The organism is Phocaeicola paurosaccharolyticus JCM 15092 (genome assembly GCF_000613805.1).
Taxonomy (GTDB): Bacteria; Bacteroidota; Bacteroidia; order Bacteroidales; family Bacteroidaceae; genus Phocaeicola; species Phocaeicola paurosaccharolyticus.
In genome coordinates, this window is the sequence record NZ_BAJR01000037.1 from 15,302 (window position 1) to 32,553 (window position 17,252).

A 17,252-nucleotide genomic window follows, 5' to 3' on the forward strand; every position below is an offset into this window, starting at 1 on the left:
CTATATGTTTTTATTTGTTTTTCTTTATTCTTTCTAGTGCCTTCTCCAATAGTTCTTCTTTAGCACATAGCGATATACGTATATATCTTTTTCCGTTGCTTCCGAAGATGAATCCAGGAGTTATAAATACTCTCGACTGATGAAGAACCTTTTCAGTTAGCTCCTCAACGTCATTATATTTCTCTGGAATCTTTCCCCAAAGGAACATGCCGACTTGATTCTTGTCGAAAGTGCAACCAAGTTCTTTCATAATCTCCTCTGCATAAGAGCGACGTCGACTATATACATTTATGTTAGCCTCTTCGTGCCATTCATCACTGTTTTCGTAAGCTTTTGCAGCGGCAAGCTGTATTGGGCGGAAAGTACCACTATCGATGTTGCTCTTTACCTTAAGTATCCACTGAATGAATGTAGAATTTGTCGCAATCATTCCTACTCTCCATCCTGGCATATTATGGCTCTTACTCATTGAGTTGAATTCTATACAGCAATCTTTTGCTCCTTTGATACTCAAGAGACTTAATGGTTTCTTGTTAAGTATAAAACTGTATGGGTTGTCATTGACAATAACAATATTGTGTCTCAAGGCAAATTCAACCAACTTTTCGTAAAGTTCTACTGTGGCATTTGCTCCTGTGGGCATATTAGGATAGTTGGTCCACATAAGTTTTACCCGCGATAGATCCATCTTCTCCAACTCATCAAAATCGGGCTGCCAGTTATTGTCTTCACGTAAGTTATAGTTTACGATGTCGCTTCCTAATATTTTATTAAGAGATGTATAGGTAGGGTAGCCTGGGTTTGGAACTAATACCTGATCTCCTGGGTTGACAAAAGTAAGTGTCACATGCAATATGCCCTCTTTAGAACCAATAAGTGGTTGTATCTCTGTGTCTGGATTTAAATCTACATTATACCACCTTTTATACCAGTTGGACATAGCTTTACGTAACTCAGGTATTCCCACTGTAGGCTGATATCCATGAACATCAGGACGGCGTGCATTCTCACATAGTGTGTTAAGAGTCTCTTCCGAAGGAGGCATATCAGGGCTTCCTATACCTAGACTGATAACATCCATTCCTTGTGCATTCATCTGTGCTACCTCTTTTAGTTTCTTACTGAAGTAGTATTCACTGACGTTGGCAATTCTTTCGGCTGGTTTAATATTATATTTTAGATTTTCCTTCTGCATACTCGCCTAATATATTTAGTTCTTTTGTTAATGGTCTTACTGCATCAATAGACTGTTTATATCTAAGATAGTCACTATATATAACATCTACGTAAAACATATACTCCCATTCACGTCCTATGATTGGTAATGACTGTATTTTAGTGAGACTTATGTTATAGAATGAAAAGATAGAGAGGACTTGAGAAAGACTGCCTTCTGTATGAGGTAGAGAGAATACAATGTTGGATTTGTTAGACTTGTTGTTTTGACGTAGTTCATCAGCTTTCCATGGGTCGGTGACAACGAGAAAACGAGTGAAGTTATGTTTGTTTGTCTCTATTCCCTCCTGAAGTACTTTCATATTGTATAGGTCGGCTGCATAGTGTGAGCATATTGCTGCGTGGCCTCTGAGGTTTTCTTCTTTGATAGCTTGTGCACTTCCAGCAGTATCATCGGTCTCTACAATTTTTACTTTAGGAAACTGCTGTAAGAATTCTCTGCATTGTGCCAGTGCCACCGGGTGAGAATTAACCTCGGTTATATTCTCTATATTGTCTTCAGGCAAACAAACGAAGCTATGTTTTATTCTTAGCTTATGCTCTCCAACAATTGTGGTACCACTTTCACGAAGTAGATTATAGTTGTGCAGAAGGCTCCCGGCTATAGTATTCTCTATAGCAAGCATGCCAATAACATTGCTATCTTCTTTTATCTTGGCAAAAATTTCTTCAAAGGTGGTGCAACATATCAATTCTATCTCCTCATTCTCGAAGAACTGATGTGCGGCTATATCGTGATACGAACCAAGTACTCCTTGTATTGCTACTCTTTTCATGAATATATTATATTAAAAAAATCCCACTTCATGTCTTGAAGCGGGATTTCGTTGTTATTTTATTTCTTAAAAATTCTATTTTAACGTACACATACAAACTCCCGCTTCACTTTGTTGCTAAAGTAAAAGTAATAAAAGAAGAAGTATGTATTATACAATGATTTCATTTTGCTCTTTTTATTAATGATTTCGCTGCAAATGTAATACATTAATTGCAAAAACAAACAAAAATAAAGTTTTTTTTAAGATTGGCTATATTTTTATTTCCATACAACTTAAACAATTAAGTTGAAGAAAAGCATTTTAAAAGTAAAATCTCTATATTTGAATATCAATCAAGATAAAAGAATATGCAATATAATTTTGATAAAATTATTGATAGAAGTAGCTCTGATGCCATAAAAGTAGATTTCATGAAGGGAATATGGGGGCGTACAGACCTTATTCCTCTTTGGGTAGCTGATATGGATTTTGAGACTGCTCCTTTTGTCACAGAAGCCATAAGAAAAAGATGTGACAATGGTGTGTTTGGCTATACATGTAAAAGTGATGCATACTATAGTGCAATAATATCGTGGGTAAAGGATAGATATGGAATGCATGTTGAAAAGGATATGATAAACTTTATCCCTGGAATTGTCCCTGGAATAGGTATGGCTATGAATGCTCTTACTAACAAAGGCGATAAGGTTATGATTCAACCTCCTGTTTATCATCCATTCAGAATAGTGACAGAGAATAATGGGAGAGAGGTGGTATATAATCCCTTGCAGTTTATTGATGGTCATTATCGTATGGATTTCGATGCATTAAAGCGTGATATTAAGGGATGCTCACTCTTTATTTTGTGTAATCCTCATAATCCAGGAGGAACAGTGTGGAGTAGGGAAGAGCTTGAAACATTGGCAGAAATATGCTACGATGAAGGTGTTCTGGTCTTCTCGGATGAGATACATGCAGATCTTACCTTTCCTCCTTTGAAACATACTCCTTTTGCAATGATAGGTGATAAGGCAAAGATGAACTCCGTTACATTCATGTCGCCTAGCAAAGCATTTAACATGCCTGGACTATCTGCCTCTCATGTGATTATTTATAATGAGAATATACGTAGCAGATTCAAAAAATTCATTGATGCTTGCGAACTAGATATGGGACATGTCTTTGCTTTTATTTCAGTAGCAGCAGCATATAGCAACGGTACTGAATGGCTTGATCAATGTCTGGCTTATATTCAGAAGAATATTGATTATATAGATAAGTTTACAAAAGAACATACTCCAAAGATAAAGGTTATACGCCCACAGGCATCCTATCTTATATGGATGGATTGTAAGGAACTTGGACTTTCACAAGTTGAGTTGAACAACTTTTTCTCGGATGAGGCTAATCTGGCTCTAAATAATGGGAAGATTTTTGGTAAGGAGGGCATTGGTATATGCGACTTAATGCTGCCACACCTATGAGCGTTATTGAGAAAGCTATGAACCAACTTGAAGCTGCGTATAGAAAACGATTTTAATATTATCTTCACAAATAGTGATATGACCATTGATGTGTTGGCTATTTGAAGAAATATGTTTTAAGAATTATTATTTATATAAAAGGAGAAGAGGTATAGTTATACGATACTCTACCTCTTCTCTTTTATGTCTTTATATTTTGTATATAAATTACCAAGGAACATTTTTGGTGATACTATCATAGTTCTTGAACTGACCGTCAATTTTACTTTCATTCTCAGGTGCAATTTCCATGGCTTTCTTCATATCTTCTATAGAGCCCTCTTTATCACCTTTTATTAATTTTATCCTACCTCTTTCATGGAAAGCTTTAGCAAAATTAGGGTTTATCTCAATTGCTTCATCATACATCTCAATAGCTCTATCAAAATCATTGCTTTCGGCAAGCATGTTTCCCTTTATAATGTATGCTTTTTCATTAAACGGATTTATAGACAATACATTATCCAAGATAGATGTAGCTTCTTCTATATTATTTTCTGATGCTAAAATCTCACCTAAAAGCAATAGAGCAGCCTCATTGTCTGCATCAATTGACAAGACACGATCAAGATCCTCTTTTGCATCGTTTATCTGCTTCATTGAGTTGAGAGTAGTTGCTCTAAGAAGTCGTGCTTCTATATAGTCATCTTTCAGTGAAATTGCTTTAGTAAGCATTGCTATTGCCATTATATCATCATTTAATCCCACAAGCGCTTGGCATTCAGATATAGCGCTGAAGCATCATTATCATCCAATTCAATAGCCTTATTGCAAACCTCATTCATTTTTATATAATCTTCTTCCAAGAATAAGACCGAAGCAAGAGACAACAGAGGCTTTATTTCATTAGGACTAAAGGCGCATTCTCTCTCGAGTACAGCTATAGCTCCTTTATTGTTGTTGTCAGCTATATATGCATTAGCTAATAACTCCATTGTCTCTACATCATTCTTAATCTCTAAAGCGCCTTCTAGGCATCTTATTGCATAAGCAATTTTTTGAATATTAAGTGCTCGGATACCATCGTATTTTAGGATATCGAAGTTCTTATTATTGTCTGTCTCTTTGTTGTTTTCTTTGGATTCCTTGATTCCAAATAGTGATTTAATAAAATTCATATTCTCTATCTTAAATGGTTTCGTTAATATTACAAATTTAGTATTATATGAAAATAAATCCATCTTTTACATGTATAATTTCTTCATGTGTAAGATAGGTTATAACATTCTGTATCTTCTCTTTGTCATATTCAAGCAAGTCGAAAAGTGAAGCAGCTGCAATCTTTTTGTCGCCTACTACTCTCAGGATATTCTCTTCAATCTCTTTGAACTCCCCTTTTTTGATACCTGTATTATGCTTATCAAGACATACGTCACACATCATACAGTTGTGTTTGTTCTTCTCTCCGAAATAGTCAAGCAGCATTCTGCTTCTGCAATTGTCCGTTGATGAGGCGTAGTCTATCATAGCCTTTATCCTCTTCTCATAGCTTTCTTTTCTCTTTTCGTAAACCTCGGGTGTGAAAATGATCCTATCTGCATTCTGTCTTTCACGTGTATATATAATATATGGAGTTTTCTTCTGAGGTATGTAGTGCAGAATGTGACTCTTTGAAAAAGCAACCAGTATATCATATATTCTTTGTCGTGTCAGTCCGCTTCGAATAGAGAGTGACTCTTCATTTATAAATGCATAATCTGTAAAAAGTCCAGTATACGAACGCAGAATAACATTTATTAGTTTATCTGCATCGGGGTCTTTACTTTCCAGTCGGTAAAGTTCATCACGTCTTATCGTGAACATAAGTCTTGATGCATTATCCTGTTCGTCTGTGTACTCCAGGTAGCCTGCACGTGTCAGTATCTTAAGTGCACTGTCTGTCTGTATAGGGAAATGCTTGAAGTTGCGACAGAACTCATCAATATTGAATGCCTTTGTACATTCCAATCCGTCGCCCATAGCCATTTGGTAGTAGTAATTTATATCTTCATAAATTTTGCGTATATAATCTTTCTCTGGGAAAGTGTCGGCTACACGTTTCTGCAGTGTGGATTTGTCACTCTTTGAATTGAGTAACACAGCATACGCTTTTTCTCCATCCCTACCTGCTCTACCGGCCTCTTGAAAATATGCTTCAGGAGAGTCCGGCATATCTGCGTGGATTACGATTCTTACATCTGGTTTGTCTATTCCCATGCCAAAAGCATTGGTAGAAACCATTACTCTGCTTTTATCTTCAAGCCAACTTTTCTGCCGAGCATCTTTAACATCATTATTCAGACCGGCATGGTAGAATGTTGCTGTGATATTATTCATGTTGAGAAAGTTTGCTATCTCCTTTGTCTTCTTTCTATTCCTTGTATAGATTATTGCCGAACCTTTCATCCTTGATAGTATGTGAAGAATCTCCGCCTGCTTATTTTCGGTATTTCTGACGATATATGCAAGATTATTCCTTTCAAAACTCATCTTGAAGACCCTTCCATCCTTGAAATCAAGTTGCTTCTGTATATCGTCAACAACTTCGGGAGTTGCCGTAGCAGTAAGTGCTAACACAGGTACGTTTGGAAGGAGAGAGCGAATATCGGAAATCTTCGTATAGGCAGGTCGGAAGTCGTATCCCCACTGTGATATACAGTGCGATTCGTCGACTGTAATCATGCTTATATTCATTGATTTCAGCTTAGTACGGAATATCTCAGTATCAAGTCTTTCAGGAGATATGTATAGAAATTTATAATCACCGAAGATACAGTTCTCAAGAGCTACTATAATCTCCTCACGTGTCATGCCGGAGTATACGGCAACGGCTTTTATGTCGCGTTCTCGAAGATTGCGCACTTGATCTTTCATCAGTGCAATAAGTGGGGTAATGACAAGGCAGAGTCCAGGTTTAGAGAGAGCAGGTATCTGGAAGGTGATTGACTTACCACCTCCCGTGGGCATTAATCCTAATGTATCATGCCCTTGCCCTATGCTTTCAATGATATCTTCCTGTATGCCGCGGAAGTTATCAAAGTTCCAATATTTTTTTAGAATCTCTTTGTATGTCATAGTCTATGAAATAGAGAAAGAGATTTATTATCTGTCTTCGCTTGGCTTTATGTCTTCAATTTGAAGTTGCACTTCTCCACGTTTGTGGGTGTTATCTTCTATTGTGTAGCATATATCAAACGAACGTTTCGTCTTGATATATCGTGCTTGAGAGCTCTGCCCGAAAGCGATACCATTCATTACATTATTCGATTTGTTGTCTACAAGTTCCAACTTGATATGTTCCTGTTCTCTTCCTACAACTTTGCTTGTTCCATAGTCGTATACATTATGAGTACAAAAAATAGGTTTCAGATTATCCGGCCCAAATGGATTGAATTTCCTTAAGTCGGAATGGAATTTAGGAGTAATATCTCTGAAATCAATTTCTGCGTCTATGTATATAACTGCACTGGTCTGTTCGGGAAGGATGTTCTGTGCAACATACTCTTCGAATCGGCGTGTGAACTCAGGTACGTTATCAACTTTCATAGATAACCCGGCAGCGTAAGTATGTCCGCCAAAGTTTTCGAGCAAGTCACGGCAATTCTCTATAGCTTTGTAAACATCAAATCCGGATACCGATCTAGCTGATCCGGTAGCCATATCATCTGATCTGGTAAGAACAACAGCAGGACGATAATATATTTCAGTGAGTCTTGATGCCACAATACCAATAACTCCTTTATGCCAATCCTCATTAAAGAGCACAATAGATCTTCTGCTTTGCAATCCTTCAAGTCTGTCAACGATATTGTTTGCCTCTTCAGTCATGGTCTTGTCGAGGTCCTTACGTGTCTCGTTGTACTGGTTTATCTGGTTCGCCTTTTCCAAAGCTGCCGAGAAATCTTTCTCGATTAGTAACTCAACAGCCTCTTTTCCGTTCTGAATCCTACCTGAAGCATTTATTCGTGGCCCTATTTTGAATACTATATCACCTACAGTAATACCTTTTTCTGCTAGTCCGCAAATATCTATAATAGATTTTAGTCCGATGCTTGGATTTGAGTTCAATTGTTTTAATCCATGGTATGTCAACACGCGGTTTTCACCCATGATGGGAACAATATCAGATGCAACACTAACAGCCACAAGGTCGAGTAGAGGAGTTAGTTGTGAGAACTCTATTCCGTTGTTTATGGCGAAAGCTTGCATGAATTTAAAGCCAACTCCACATCCAGAGAGATGTTCGTATGGATAGGTTGAATCAGCTCTTTTAGGATTAAGTATTGCTACAGCAGATGGAAGGACATCATCAGGAACGTGGTGGTCACAAATAATGAAGTCTATACCTTTTTCTTTGGCATATGCTATCTCATTAACAGCCTTTATACCGCAGTCGAGTACAATAATCAGTTTTACATCTGTTTCAGCAGCATAGTCTATACCTTGTACAGATACTCCATACCCCTCGTTGTATCTGTCGGGAATATAGTAGTCAATATTGGAATAAAACTGTTGTATGAACTTGTAGACCAGAGCTACAGCTGTTGTTCCATCAACGTCGTAATCTCCATATATGAGCACACGTTCCTTCCTTCCCATAGCTTGGTTAAGCCTTTCTACGGCAATGTTCATGTCTTTCATCAGAAAAGGATCATGAAGTTCGCTAAGCTGTGGATGGAAGAATCGTTTTGCATCTGCAGCAGATGTTATTCCTCTCTCAAGTAATAGTTTGGCAAGTATAGGACTTATTCCTATTTCCTTACCTAGAGCTTTAGCTGCTTCTATTAGTTCTTGTGTTGGAGGTTGATAATTCCATTTATGGTTCATTTTATATATTGTTTTTTCTTTTTCTATCTCAAGATAAAGTATGAAAAAAACTTATATTTTTCACCTTTATTTAATTTGTAAAGTTATGAAAAAACAAATAAAAATACCGCTAAATCTGTATATATTTTACAGACTTAGCGGTAATGCTCTATTTTTAAGTAAATTATTTTATACCTAGCTTTTTAGCTATTTCCTTAGGGATGGCATTTTTATTAACAACAATGTTCATTGTTTTGTAACGAACAAATGGTTTAGAAGCATACCATATACCGTTGTATTTTCCACTCTTTCCCCATGAGTTTTTCACCATGTAGAATTCGTTCCCTTCCTGATCCTTAGCAATACCATATATCAGCATACCATGGTCATCGGTAGTTTCCCAATTATCGAATGCCTCTTGACGTTCTTCTTGAGTAACCCATTTCTGTGGCTGTGGTTTTGTTGTCAAATTCTTCTGAGCAGGTGTAAGTTTCAACCAATGAGCCATGTCTGATCCGGATAGTTCCTGAACTTTATCAACATCAGGAAGTACGGCAATACCATCGCGTGTAAAACCATCCTCACTTACGTCAGAGCCCCAAGCGATAGTGTAACCTTTGTTGATAGAGTTATCGAATACCTGCATAAGTTCGTCAATAGGCAAGTTGTATGATTTAGCCCAACGCCAGTTATCCTGAATTTCGATAACGAACTGTTCATAGAATGGGTGGTGAGCGTAAGATGTCAAAGAAATATAGTCATCTGGGTTTAAACCTGTTGATTCAAAGAATGTCTTTGGGGTATACTCTTTTCCTTTATAGGTAAATTTATCAGGGCGTCTGCCAAGATAAGCATCGAAGGCTCCTTTTAGAGCTTCTTTCCAAACCGGTGTGTGCTGAGGAGTTGATTGAAGCTTCTTCAAATTGCTCTTTGAAAGTGCATTCACCATAGCATCGGTTACAACTGAGAGTTCAGTATGATTGCTCAAAGTATCGCCATACATAGCTCCTGCAGGCATTTCAGAATCAGGAACCAGACCAAACTTCTTCATACCATAGATAACATCGTAAAATGATCCTCCCTGCGAGAAAGAAACGTCTCCATGAGTACGAATAGCTGCTTCAGCACGATCCATATAGGTATTGTAAATCATGTGCATCTCTGAAAAGTCGTAAGTTCCTTTGCCCATACGCAGAAGTTCTGACTCTAAGAATGCTATAGCAGAGTAGCTCCAGCAAGTTCCTGCACGGTTCTGATTCTTTATAGATGTGATAGGTAGTTCTTTAACTGTAGTAAAAATAAAACCTTCCTGTTTTGTTGTGTCTTTTTTTGCCTCTTGAGCAGAAACAGAAGAGAAGACTAGTGCCGCAACGGCGGCAAATAAAGTAAATCGTTTCATTAAAAATTAATTATAGGTTAAATGCTCATAATATCTTCAATCTCGCTGACTGTAAGCGGAATTCTTTTCTCACCTGTAAAGCGAGATCCATTAGGAGTGATAAGTATATCATCTTCTATACGAATACCACCGAACTCCTTAAATTTCTCTATCTTATCGTAGCATAGGAAGTCGGTATGCATTTTATCTCCTCTCCAATTGTCAATGAGGGCAGGTATGAAGTAACATCCAGGTTCGTCTGTGATAACAAAACCTTCCTGAAGTTCGCGTCCCATTCGTAAAGCAGAGAGCCCGAACTGAGTTGATGGGCGTACTTTGTCGTCGTATCCAACATGTATCTGACCTAAGTCTTCCATATCATGTACATCAAGCCCCATCATGTGTCCTAGTCCGTGAGGCAAGAAGAGTGCATGAGCACCAGCAGCCACTGCTTCCTCTACATTACCTTTCATCAGCCCTATCTCTTTCAGACCTTGAGCGAGAACCTTACAAACTTCTAGATGGACAGACATATATGTAACTCCTGGTTTTGCGAGTTCAAGTGCTTTGTCATGACAGGCAAGGACAATATTGTATACATCTTTTTGGCGGCTGTCGAATTTTCCTCCCACAGGAACTGTACGTGTATGGTCAGAACAGTAGTTGCTAACTCTCTCGGCACCTGCATCGGTAAGCATCATTCTTCCTTTATCAAGTATATTTCCATGATAATGGTTATGGAGAGTCTGACCGTTCTGAGTAAGTATTGTAGGGAATGAGACCATGCATCCGTATGATGAGGCTATTCCATCAAGTACTCCTGCAATATATTGTTCAACAACTCCTGGTTTACAAAGTCTCATAGCCGTAGTATGCATCTCATATCCTATGTTGCATGCTTTGTCTATCTCCTCAATTTCGCAAGCCTCTTTTGTAGAGCGCAAAGAGACTATAGCATTAATAAGTTCGATAGATGCATACTCTTTTGTAACAGCGGCTTTAATACCTGTAAGCTCCTCAAGCAGCATCATGTTGTCATAACGGTAAGGAGGGTTGAAGTGAACTTTTCTTTTTGCCTTTATAGCGGATGATATTAAATCTTTAAGTTTGCTGAAAGGGTAGGATTTCTCTATGCCTACCTCTTTTGCCAACTCTTTCACACTTGGTTGATTTCCCATCCAGATGATGTCGTCCATTGTGAAATCGTTGCCGAAAAGATACTCTTCGTTATTGTCAACATCAATAACGCCGGCAAAACCAGGGTTCTGCAGACCAAAGAAGTAGAGAAATGAGCTATCTTGTCTGAACTTGTATGTGTTGTCCGGATAATTTGCCGGAGCTTCATTGTTACCTAAGAATAAAATTAACCCGCTGTCAACTTTTTTTTCTTAAAGCTTCTCTGCGGTTTTTGTAAATTGTAGAATTGAACATAGTAAGTTTAAATTATTGATTGTTCTAAACTAATGACCTTTACGCAAAAGTAATAATTAAAATTATAAATCTTACTCTTTAATTCTTGGAAAAAGGTAACTTTGTAGTCTACTTAATTTTATTAAGATTTTTTGATAAAATATGGAAATAGACAATGAAACTGGTTTAGTTCTTGAAGGAGGTGGCATGAGAGGTGTTTTCACATGTGGTGTCCTAGACTATATGATGGACAACAATTTGTGGTTCCCATATTGTGTAGGAGTATCAGCTGGTGCTTGCAACGGACTGTCATATATGTCTCGCCAGAGAGGAAGAGCTAAATTTAGTAATATTGACCTGCTAGATAAATATCATTATATCGGTATAAAACATCTTTGGAGGAATCATAGTATACTTGATCAGGAGTTGTTGTACAAGGACTTTCCTGAGGTTATACTTCCTTACGATTTTGAAGCGTATCAAAGAAACAATGGGCGTTTTGAAATGGTAACAACTAACTGTATAACAGGAAGAGCGTGTTATCTTGAAGAAAAGAGAGACATTAAGAAAGTTGTGGAAATAGCCAGGGCTTCAAGCAGTCTCCCTTTTGTCTGCCCTATTGTATATATTGACGGCGTTCCTATGCTTGATGGTGGTATTGTAGACTCTATTCCTATTATGCGAGCTTTTGAACAAGGCTATACAAAGAATATTGTTGTAGTAACTCGTAACAAAGGTTTTAGAAGTGATGAGAAGGATAGAAAGGTGCCATCGTTCATATATAAAAAATATCCACGTTTGCGGGTTGTACTTAGTACCCGTTGCAAACTTTATGATGACCAGCTGGATTTAATAGATAAGTTGGAAGAAGAGAAAAAGATAGTTGTAATACGTCCTATGAAACCTCTTGAGGTAGACAGGATTACTACTGATATTGATAAACTCACAGCTCTCTACGAAGAGGGATATGAGTGTGCTAAACAGGTACTCTCTTCTATCTAACAGATAAAGAATAGGTATATAGTCGGGATGTGTCTATCTTATGATACATTACTGCTCATAATTATAAAATGCGATGAATTATTTTGGAGAATCTATTGCTATTGTAGTAGCAGTATCATGGACAATTACAGCTCTTTTTGCAGAAGTTGCAAGTAAAAGATTGGGTTCGTTGCAATTGAATGTGATAAGGATGGTTTTATCTCTTTTTATGCTTTCGGTTGCACTTTTTTTTTCTCTCTGGCAGTTTCTTGCCAATTGGTACCGATTCTAACACTTGGCTGTGGCTCTCTTTATCTGGTTTTGTGGGGTATGTTTTAGGGGACTTCTGCCTTTTTAATTCTTATGTTATAATTGGCTCTCGGTTTGGGCAACTTTTTATGACTTTGGCGCCACCCACTGCTGCTCTTTTTGGATGGATAATGCTTGGAGAGAGACTTTCTCTGCTGGCTTGGACAGGTATGCTGATAACCATTACCGGTATTGGAATGTCTGTTCTTGGAAAAGGAGAGAAGCACAAGTTCTCTCTGAAACTCCCTTTCAAAGGTGTATTATTCGGTATTGGTGCCGGTATGGGACAGGGTATAGGGTTGGTACTCAGTAAGGTGGGTATGGATTACTATGCTCTTTCTTTAGGTGAAGGTAACAGTTATATTCATACTACTCTTCCTTTTTCATCTACCTTTATACGTGCAATAACCGGAACAATAGGTTTTGTGCTGCTTATGGCAATAAGAAGACAATTCCATACTCTTCCTGTTGCAATGCGTGATAAGAAAGGAATGAAAGCAGCTTTATGGGCTACCGTAACAGGTCCTTTCATAGGAGTTTCCCTTTCTCTGATGGCAACTCAATATACAGCAGTAGGTATTGCATCAACACTTATGGCTCTTACTCCTGTAATGATTATATGGCCGGCACATATGATATTCAAACAGCAGATTACAATAAAAGAGGTTGCCGGTGCTATTATAAGTGTTATAGGAGTTGCTCTTTTCTTCATCAGATAAGTCCTATGATCCATCTGTGTCACATAATCTGTCGTGATCGGATAATGAACCGATCATGATCGGTTGGATAATGAATCATGACCGGTTAATCAATGAATCACGATCTGTTGGATAATGAATCATGATCGGTTGAACAGTTTATCACGATTCCTTTTGTGAACAATGAAAATAATTGTTCCTCTCTTTTCTTTGCATGAAACAAAGATACTATTATTAACCAAGAAGAGATAGAATTTGTTAAGTCCCATTGTCACGGATTGAGCCTTAATTATAGTAATAGATTATGCATCATCTCAATGATTATCGGGCATAAAAAATCTCTTCCGATCAATTATGACCGAAAGAGATTGTATTTCTTCTATTAAGTAATCTTTATTTTGCGAAGCTTACTGCTCTAGTTTCACGGATAACTGTGATCTTAACCTGTCCTGGGTAAGTCATTTCATCCTGAATCTTCTTAGCGATTTCTGTTGATAAGTTTTCAGTCTCCTTATCGTCAATTTTATCAGCTCCAACAATTACACGAAGTTCACGACCAGCTTGTATAGCGTAAGTCTTAGTTACTCCAGGGTAAGACATTGCAAGTTGTTCAAGGTCGTTAAGACGTTTGATATAAGCCTCTACAATTTCTCTACGAGCACCTGGACGAGCACCTGAGATGGCATCACATACCTGAACGATAGGAGCAAGCAAACTTGTCATCTCTGTTTCATCGTGGTGAGCACCGATTGCGTTGCAGATATCTGGTTTTTCTTTGTACTTCTCAGCTAGTTTCATACCAAGCAATGCGTGTGGCAATTCTGGCTCCTCATCAGGCACTTTACCAATATCATGAAGCAGACCGGCGCGTTTTGCTTTCTTTGGATTCAGACCAAGTTCAGATGCCATAACTGCACATAAGTTGGCTGTTTCACGGGCATGTTGCAATAGGTTCTGACCATATGAAGAACGGTATTTCATCTTACCGATGATACGTATAAGCTCAGGATGTAATCCATGGATACCAAGGTCAATAGTAGTACGTTTACCTGTTTCGATAATCTCATCTTCCACCTGTTTACGTACCTTGGCAACAACCTCTTCAATACGTGCAGGGTGTATACGTCCGTCGGTTACAAGTTGATGAAGAGCAAGTCGTGCAACTTCACGACGAACTGGGTCGAATGCTGAAAGAACAATAGCTTCAGGAGTATCGTCAACTACGATTTCTACACCGGTGGCAGCTTCAAGGGCGCGGATATTTCTACCTTCACGTCCGATAATACGTCCTTTTATTTCATCTGATTCAATGTGGAATACTGTTACAGAATTTTCAATAGCTGTTTCAGTAGCCACTCTCTGTATAGACTGAATGACTATTCTCTTAGCCTCTTTGTTGGCAGAGAGTTTAGCATCATCCATTATGTCGTTTATGAATGAAGCAGCCTGGGTCTTGGCTTCTTCCTTCAAAGACTCAACCAATCTATCTTTAGCCTCATGAGCAGATAGTCCGGAAATAACTTCCAACTTTTCTCTCTCCTGCATCTGAAGTTTGTCGAGTTCTTCTTTTTTCTTGTCTACTATTACTATCTGAGCTTCCAGGTTCTCCTTAATTGCTTCAGCCTCCTGGCGTTTGCGTTGGATCTCCTCTTGCTTTTGATTTAGCATTAGCTCTCTTTGCTTGAGCTTGTTTTCAGCCTGCTGGATCTTCTGGTTTCTTATAGATACCTCTTTTTCAAGATCAGCTTTCTTATTAAGAAACTTCTCTTTTACTTCCAGAAGTTTGTTCTTCTTAATAACTTCAGCTTCAGTCTCAGCCTCCTTAATTATTATATCGTATTTCGATTTCAGGCCATATTTGAATAGCACATAAGAAAGCCCTCCTCCTATAGCGAAACAAACGATTGCTGTTATTACTATTGTTGTTACCATTTTTATTAAATTATATAAATAAAAAACGCACAACCTCTTTCACAAGCGGATACTTGTTTGTCAAGGCGTGCGTGTATATCATCGTTACAAATATAAACTTAACTAATTTTACCCTTTAATATGCTTTCTAGTTCTTCTGTAAGTTCTCTGATTTTCTCCTTATAAGGTTCAGTATCATTTTTGTCTTTCAGGGATATTTTTTCGAAAGCTAACTCAAGTGCTACCATAGCCCAATATTTATTCGGAGCAATATCCGAGAACATGCCACGGTATTTGTTCAGTTTATTATCAATCTGTTTGGCAGCGTCCCTATAAATCTCCTCATCTTCTCGACGAATCTTCAATGGATAGCGCTCGTTGTCAATCAGTAAATGTATTTTCATCATATCGTCCATATAGTATCGAATTTAAGATCTTTATTCATTTAATAAAGCGATACATCTATCGACTTCACGCACAAGGCTAGATAATCTCTTTTTTGTATCATTAATATCTTTGTCATAGATACTTAGAGTCCTAGCCATCTTTAGTTCAGAATAATCTTTCTCCAACTTTCTGCAACTATTATTTAAATCCTCAATTTCTTTGTCTTTTTCAGAAATGAGTGATAGTAGTTTAGCATTCTCTTGCTTTAATTGATCGTATAAATAGAGAAAATGTCTAAATTTCGTATCAAAAGTATTTAATAGCTGTTTATCTTCGTCAGTCATTCTATACTAAATTCTACACAAATATATATGATTAGTGTTAAATTAAAAAATATTTTAATCGTTATTTTAAATCATTATAAGAAAAATAGATATATAGAAAATCTATTTTAATGTCTTGTAACTTAGGATATGCGCCGAAATTGTTATAGCAAGAATAATAAAAAGTGGTTTAAGCCATAAATATGGTGCGACAAATATGGTGCAGTAGCCTAAGGTTAGCCATATCATGGTTACAGATATTATCTTTGCATGAAGAGGTATAGCTTTGTTTTCACGGAATTTGCGTATGTATGTGCCAAGGTATTTCTGATTTAGTAACCACTCGTACAGTCGAGGTGAAGTACGAAAAAATATTGCAGCCGATAAAAGAAGAAATGGAGTTGTAGGAAGAAGAGGAACGAATATTCCAACTATTCCCAAAATAAGAGATATGATGCCTAATATTGTCAGAATTATTTTCATTATGCAAAGATATGTCTAAAAGTGCGAGAGCCAAGTCTGTTTTCATCTTTTTTCATAATATTTTTATTCAGTGAATGATTACTGTTCCTTCTTTCTCCTAAAGTGAAGTTAGCGCTTGCAGCGCGGGATAAACATCACTCACTGTGGCTTTTTCATTCCGCACTAAGGAACAAAAGCTATATAACGACAAATAGGGGAAAGGATTTTACACTTTCTATATAGTACATTATATGCACCAGATAAGACCAAATGAATAATGCCTGTAGATGAATCTAAGAGGTAAGAGAGGGGATAAAAATAAGAGCCGCAATCTTTCTTGATTATAACTCCCTGTTCTTTTGTTCGGTAGGATAGGCTAGAACTCATTAACTATCCAAAAGGAGATAGTTGTATTTTGATTATCAAAGAATTCCGTTTTAATTTATTAGTAATTATTAAATCATTGTCCGAGTTTTGCTTGAATTAGAATGACTCATAAGTTTCTGATTGACAGAATCTAATAGTATCATTTTTTCATTTTTTTGCTAATAGTTTTTCCAAGAAGTCTATTCTTTAGGTAAGTTTTCTTTCTCTCGATGAATTGGGATAATCTGCTCTTGAGAAAGGTTTGGCTCGTTCAAAAAAGACATCCATTGAAAATCCGAAGAAGTCGGCAACTTTTTCAATCCTTGTTCACAGTTGGGTTACCAGATATTATCTGAATCAGGGATGTATTTGCTGACGTGCTAAGTAATTAAAAGTTCTTTATTAGAAATATTGCTGTTAATAGATTGTTCAATAATACTTTAATTAATCGTTCTTCTTGATGTATTATTCATTCTTCTCTACTAAATTGTATAAATTCCTTATCTCATTCTGACAAAAAGATTAATTCAAGATAATCATTAGACTTTTTGTTCTCATTTTGAAGAAGTCAATATTTAATATAATTTTTAGATATTAAACAATGATTAATTAGTTTGTTTATATTTGCATAAAATAATATTGTATGGATAGAGGACCTTTTTCTTTTTATGATTTCTTAGGATACTTATTCCCAGGGGTTATATCAGCTTTCTTTATATATCTAT

The 17,252-nt window shown here is 37.1% G+C and carries 14 protein-coding genes and 2 pseudogenes; 3 read left to right on the plus strand and 13 right to left on the minus strand.

Going from position 1 to position 17,252, the window contains the following annotated elements:
* Positions 1-10: 10 nt before the first annotated feature.
* Both JCM15092_RS12605 and JCM15092_RS12610 read right to left on the minus strand, forming a co-directional pair.
* The gene (locus tag JCM15092_RS12605) at positions 11-1,195 is read right to left on the minus strand and encodes a pyridoxal phosphate-dependent aminotransferase (protein WP_024994973.1); all 1,185 of its coding nucleotides are present in this window, start codon (positions 1,193-1,195) and stop codon (positions 11-13) included.
* Positions 1,170-2,012 carry a prephenate dehydratase gene (locus JCM15092_RS12610; protein ID WP_024994974.1) on the minus strand — a complete coding sequence of 281 codons (843 nt, stop codon included), beginning with the start codon at positions 2,010-2,012 and terminating at the stop codon, positions 1,170-1,172. The genes JCM15092_RS12605 and JCM15092_RS12610 overlap by 26 nt, the downstream gene beginning before the upstream one ends.
* A gap of 350 nt (positions 2,013-2,362) precedes the next feature.
* Here JCM15092_RS12610 and JCM15092_RS16120 point away from each other — a divergent pair.
* Positions 2,363-3,534: pseudogene (locus tag JCM15092_RS16120) on the plus strand (MalY/PatB family protein).
* Positions 3,535-3,685: 151 nt separating this feature from the next.
* Here the strand turns inward: JCM15092_RS16120 and JCM15092_RS17680 are convergent.
* The 6 genes and pseudogenes from JCM15092_RS17680 to JCM15092_RS16130 form a co-directional block, all read right to left on the minus strand.
* On the minus strand, positions 3,686-4,204 hold the full coding sequence (locus JCM15092_RS17680; RefSeq protein WP_235782362.1) for a tetratricopeptide repeat protein: 519 nt from the start codon (positions 4,202-4,204) through the stop codon (positions 3,686-3,688).
* An 11-nt stretch (positions 4,205-4,215) separates the two neighbouring features.
* Positions 4,216-4,635 (minus strand): tetratricopeptide repeat protein, encoded by a 420-nt coding sequence (locus tag JCM15092_RS17685; RefSeq protein ID WP_235782363.1) that lies wholly within the window; start codon positions 4,633-4,635, stop codon positions 4,216-4,218.
* Between the two features lie 43 nt (positions 4,636-4,678).
* Entirely contained in the window at positions 4,679-6,571 is a 1,893-nt protein-coding gene (locus tag JCM15092_RS12625) for a RecQ family ATP-dependent DNA helicase (protein ID WP_024994975.1), read from the minus strand.
* A 27-nt stretch (positions 6,572-6,598) separates the two neighbouring features.
* Complete coding sequence (recJ, locus tag JCM15092_RS12630; RefSeq protein ID WP_024994976.1) at positions 6,599-8,323, minus strand: single-stranded-DNA-specific exonuclease RecJ; 1,725 nt, start codon at positions 8,321-8,323, stop codon at positions 6,599-6,601.
* A gap of 163 nt (positions 8,324-8,486) precedes the next feature.
* Positions 8,487-9,701 (minus strand): C1 family peptidase, encoded by a 1,215-nt coding sequence (locus JCM15092_RS12635; RefSeq protein WP_024994977.1) that lies wholly within the window; start codon positions 9,699-9,701, stop codon positions 8,487-8,489.
* Between the two features lie 17 nt (positions 9,702-9,718).
* A pseudogene (locus JCM15092_RS16130) lies at positions 9,719-11,111 on the minus strand (aminopeptidase P family protein).
* A 141-nt stretch (positions 11,112-11,252) separates the two neighbouring features.
* Here JCM15092_RS16130 and JCM15092_RS12645 point away from each other — a divergent pair.
* A complete protein-coding gene (locus tag JCM15092_RS12645) occupies positions 11,253-12,092 on the plus strand; it encodes a patatin-like phospholipase family protein (RefSeq protein WP_024994978.1) in 840 nt (279 codons plus the stop codon).
* 78 nt (positions 12,093-12,170) lie between these two features.
* On the opposite strand, the gene JCM15092_RS17960 is transcribed toward JCM15092_RS12645, so the two are convergent.
* The gene (locus JCM15092_RS17960) at positions 12,171-12,347 is read right to left on the minus strand and encodes a hypothetical protein (protein WP_369384664.1); all 177 of its coding nucleotides are present in this window, start codon (positions 12,345-12,347) and stop codon (positions 12,171-12,173) included.
* Between JCM15092_RS17960 and JCM15092_RS17850 the strand changes: the two genes are divergently transcribed.
* A complete protein-coding gene (locus tag JCM15092_RS17850; protein WP_369384665.1) occupies positions 12,341-13,099 on the plus strand; it encodes a DMT family transporter in 759 nt (252 codons plus the stop codon). The genes JCM15092_RS17960 and JCM15092_RS17850 overlap by 7 nt on opposite strands.
* Positions 13,100-13,471: 372 nt before the next feature.
* Here JCM15092_RS17850 and rny read toward each other — a convergent pair whose 3' ends face one another.
* The 4 genes from rny to JCM15092_RS12670 all read right to left on the minus strand — a co-directional run bounded on the left by rny (position 13,472) and on the right by JCM15092_RS12670 (position 16,182).
* Positions 13,472-15,010 (minus strand): ribonuclease Y, encoded by a 1,539-nt coding sequence (gene rny, locus JCM15092_RS12655; protein ID WP_024994979.1) that lies wholly within the window; start codon positions 15,008-15,010, stop codon positions 13,472-13,474.
* Between the two features lie 98 nt (positions 15,011-15,108).
* Positions 15,109-15,405: a cell division protein ZapA gene (locus tag JCM15092_RS12660; RefSeq protein ID WP_024994980.1), complete on the minus strand. Its 297-nt coding sequence runs from the start codon at positions 15,403-15,405 to the stop codon at positions 15,109-15,111.
* A gap of 21 nt (positions 15,406-15,426) precedes the next feature.
* Positions 15,427-15,720, minus strand: a complete 294-nt coding sequence (locus JCM15092_RS12665; RefSeq protein ID WP_024994981.1) for a coiled-coil domain-containing protein — start codon at positions 15,718-15,720, stop codon at positions 15,427-15,429.
* Between the two features lie 102 nt (positions 15,721-15,822).
* On the minus strand, positions 15,823-16,182 hold the full coding sequence (locus tag JCM15092_RS12670) for a YbaN family protein (protein WP_024994982.1): 360 nt from the start codon (positions 16,180-16,182) through the stop codon (positions 15,823-15,825).
* Between the last annotated feature and the right edge of the window lie 1,070 nt (positions 16,183-17,252).

Coding starts and splice junctions, on each gene's coding strand:
- JCM15092_RS12605 (WP_024994973.1), bottom strand. CDS start 1,195: ATGCAGAAGGAAAATCTAAAATATAATATTAAACCAGCCGAAAGAATT.
- JCM15092_RS12610 (WP_024994974.1), bottom strand. CDS start 2,012: ATGAAAAGAGTAGCAATACAAGGAGTACTTGGTTCGTATCACGATATA.
- JCM15092_RS17680 (WP_235782362.1), bottom strand. CDS start 4,204: ATGGCAATAGCAATGCTTACTAAAGCAATTTCACTGAAAGATGACTAT.
- JCM15092_RS17685 (WP_235782363.1), bottom strand. CDS start 4,635: ATGAATTTTATTAAATCACTATTTGGAATCAAGGAATCCAAAGAAAAC.
- JCM15092_RS12625 (WP_024994975.1), bottom strand. CDS start 6,571: ATGACATACAAAGAGATTCTAAAAAAATATTGGAACTTTGATAACTTC.
- recJ (WP_024994976.1), bottom strand. CDS start 8,323: ATGAACCATAAATGGAATTATCAACCTCCAACACAAGAACTAATAGAA.
- JCM15092_RS12635 (WP_024994977.1), bottom strand. CDS start 9,701: ATGAAACGATTTACTTTATTTGCCGCCGTTGCGGCACTAGTCTTCTCT.
- JCM15092_RS12645 (WP_024994978.1), top strand. CDS start 11,253: ATGGAAATAGACAATGAAACTGGTTTAGTTCTTGAAGGAGGTGGCATG.
- rny (WP_024994979.1), bottom strand. CDS start 15,010: ATGGTAACAACAATAGTAATAACAGCAATCGTTTGTTTCGCTATAGGA.
- JCM15092_RS12660 (WP_024994980.1), bottom strand. CDS start 15,405: ATGGACGATATGATGAAAATACATTTACTGATTGACAACGAGCGCTAT.
- JCM15092_RS12665 (WP_024994981.1), bottom strand. CDS start 15,720: ATGACTGACGAAGATAAACAGCTATTAAATACTTTTGATACGAAATTT.
- JCM15092_RS12670 (WP_024994982.1), bottom strand. CDS start 16,182: ATGAAAATAATTCTGACAATATTAGGCATCATATCTCTTATTTTGGGA.